This is a genomic window from Pantoea sp. JV6 (genome assembly GCF_025910055.1).
GTDB classification, from domain to species: domain Bacteria; phylum Pseudomonadota; class Gammaproteobacteria; order Enterobacterales; family Enterobacteriaceae; genus Pantoea; species Pantoea agglomerans.
Window position 1 is genome coordinate 1 of the sequence record NZ_JAPCIM010000029.1, and the last position, 3,002, is coordinate 3,002.

1 rRNA gene is annotated in these 3,002 nt (G+C 53.9%); it reads left to right on the plus strand.

Annotated elements, in window-relative coordinates:
- Positions 1-65: 65 nt before the first annotated feature.
- A 23S ribosomal RNA gene (locus OK412_RS23380) occupies positions 66-2,974 on the plus strand.
- Positions 2,975-3,002 lie beyond the last annotated feature (28 nt).

The window sequence follows — 3,002 nt, forward strand, 5'->3', positions numbered from 1 at the left end:
GCGATGCGTTCGAGTCTCTCAAATGCTTGCAATTCGCAGCGTTGTAAAACGCCTGTGGGTTGTGAGGTTAAGCGACTAAGCGTACACGGTGGATGCCCAGGCAGTCAGAGGCGATGAAGGACGTGCTAATCTGCGTAAAGCGACGGTAAGGTGATATGAACCGCTACAGCCGTCGATGTCCGAATGGGGAAACCCGGTGCACTCTGTGCATCATTGCAGCATGAATACATAGTGCTGCAAGGCGAACCGGGGGAACTGAAACATCTAAGTACCCCGAGGAAAAGAAATCAACCGAGATTCCCCCAGTAGCGGCGAGCGAACGGGGAGCAGCCCAGAGCCTGAATCAGTTTGTGTGTTAGTGGAAGCGTCTGGAAAGTCGCAGGGTACAGGGTGATACTCCCGTACACAAAAGCACACATGCTGTGAGCTCGATGAGTAAGGCGGGACACGTGGTATCCTGTCTGAATATGGGGGGACCATCCTCCAAGGCTAAATACTCCTGACTGACCGATAGTGAACCAGTACCGTGAGGGAAAGGCGAAAAGAACCCCGGCGAGGGGAGTGAAACAGAACCTGAAACCGTGTACGTACAAGCAGTGGGAGCCTTCTTTATGGGGGTGACTGCGTACCTTTTGTATAATGGGTCAGCGACTTATATTCTGTAGCAAGGTTAACCGTATAGGGGAGCCGCAGGGAAACCGAGTCTTAACTGGGCGTTAAGTTGCAGGGTATAGACCCGAAACCCGGTGATCTAGCCATGGGCAGGTTGAAGGTTGGGTAACACTAACTGGAGGACCGAACCGACTAATGTTGAAAAATTAGCGGATGACCTGTGGCTGGGGGTGAAAGGCCAATCAAACCGGGAGATAGCTGGTTCTCCCCGAAAGCTATTTAGGTAGCGCCTCGTGAACTCATCTTCGGGGGTAGAGCACTGTTTCGGCTAGGGGGCCATCCCGGCTTACCAACCCGATGCAAACTGCGAATACCGAAGAATGTTATCACGGGAGACACACGGCGGGTGCTAACGTCCGTCGTGAAGAGGGAAACAACCCAGACCGCCAGCTAAGGTCCCAAAGTCATGGTTAAGTGGGAAACGATGTGGGAAGGCACAGACAGCCAGGATGTTGGCTTAGAAGCAGCCATCATTTAAAGAAAGCGTAATAGCTCACTGGTCGAGTCGGCCTGCGCGGAAGATGTAACGGGGCTAAACCATGCACCGAAGCTGCGGCAGCGACGCTTAGGCGTTGTTGGGTAGGGGAGCGTTCTGTAAGCCGTCGAAGGTGTGCTGTGAGGCATGCTGGAGGTATCAGAAGTGCGAATGCTGACATAAGTAACGATAAAGCGGGTGAAAAGCCCGCTCGCCGGAAGACCAAGGGTTCCTGTTCAACGTTAATCGGAGCAGGGTGAGTCGACCCCTAAGGCGAGGCCGAAAGGCGTAGTCGATGGGAAACAGGTTAATATTCCTGTACTCGGTGTTACTGCGAAGGGGGGACGGAGAAGGCTATATCAGCCGGGCGACGGTTGTCCCGGTTTAAGCGTGTAGGCGGAGGGTCCAGGTAAATCCGGTCCCTTATTAACGCTGAGGCGTGACGACGAGGCACTACGGTGCTGAAGTGATAAATGCCCAGCTTCCAGGAAAAGCCTCTAAGCATCAGGTAACACAGAATCGTACCCCAAACCGACACAGGTGGTCAGGTAGAGAATACCAAGGCGCTTGAGAGAACTCGGGTGAAGGAACTAGGCAAAATGGTGCCGTAACTTCGGGAGAAGGCACGCTGGCGCGTAGGTGGAGGGACCTGCTCCCCGAGCCGAAGCCAGTCGAAGATACCAGCTGGCTGCAACTGTTTATTAAAAACACAGCACTGTGCAAACACGAAAGTGGACGTATACGGTGTGACGCCTGCCCGGTGCCGGAAGGTTAATTGATGGGGTTATCCGTAAGGAGAAGCTCTTGATCGAAGCCCCGGTAAACGGCGGCCGTAACTATAACGGTCCTAAGGTAGCGAAATTCCTTGTCGGGTAAGTTCCGACCTGCACGAATGGCGTAATGATGGCCAGGCTGTCTCCACCCGAGACTCAGTGAAATTGAACTCGCTGTGAAGATGCAGTGTACCCGCGGCAAGACGGAAAGACCCCGTGAACCTTTACTACAGCTTGACACTGAACATTGAGCCTTGATGTGTAGGATAGGTGGGAGGCTTTGAAGCGCGGACGCCAGTTCGCGTGGAGCCAACCTTGAAATACCACCCTTTAATGTTTGATGTTCTAACGTAGGCCCGTAATCCGGGCTGCGGACAGTGTCTGGTGGGTAGTTTGACTGGGGCGGTCTCCTCCTAAAGAGTAACGGAGGAGCACGAAGGTCAGCTAATCACGGTCGGACATCGTGAGGTTAGTGCAATGGCATAAGCTGGCTTGACTGCGAGAGTGACGGCTCGAGCAGGTGCGAAAGCAGGTCATAGTGATCCGGTGGTTCTGAATGGAAGGGCCATCGCTCAACGGATAAAAGGTACTCCGGGGATAACAGGCTGATACCGCCCAAGAGTTCATATCGACGGCGGTGTTTGGCACCTCGATGTCGGCTCATCACATCCTGGGGCTGAAGTAGGTCCCAAGGGTACGGCTGTTCGCCGTTTAAAGTGGTACGCGAGCTGGGTTTAGAACGTCGTGAGACAGTTCGGTCCCTATCTGCCGTGGGCGCTGGAGAATTGAGGGGGGTTGCTCCTAGTACGAGAGGACCGGAGTGAACGCACCACTGGTGTTCGGGTTGTCATGCCAATGGCATTGCCCGGTAGCTAAGTGCGGAAAAGATAAGTGCTGAAAGCATCTAAGCACGAAACTTGCCCCGAGATGAGTTCTCCCTGACTCCTTGAGAGTCCTGAAGGGACGTTGAAGACTACGACGTTGATAGGCCGGGTGTGTAAGCGCAGCGATGCGTTGAGCTAACCGGTACTAATGACCCGTGAGGCTTAACCTTACAACGCCAGAGGCGTTTTTGAGAGACA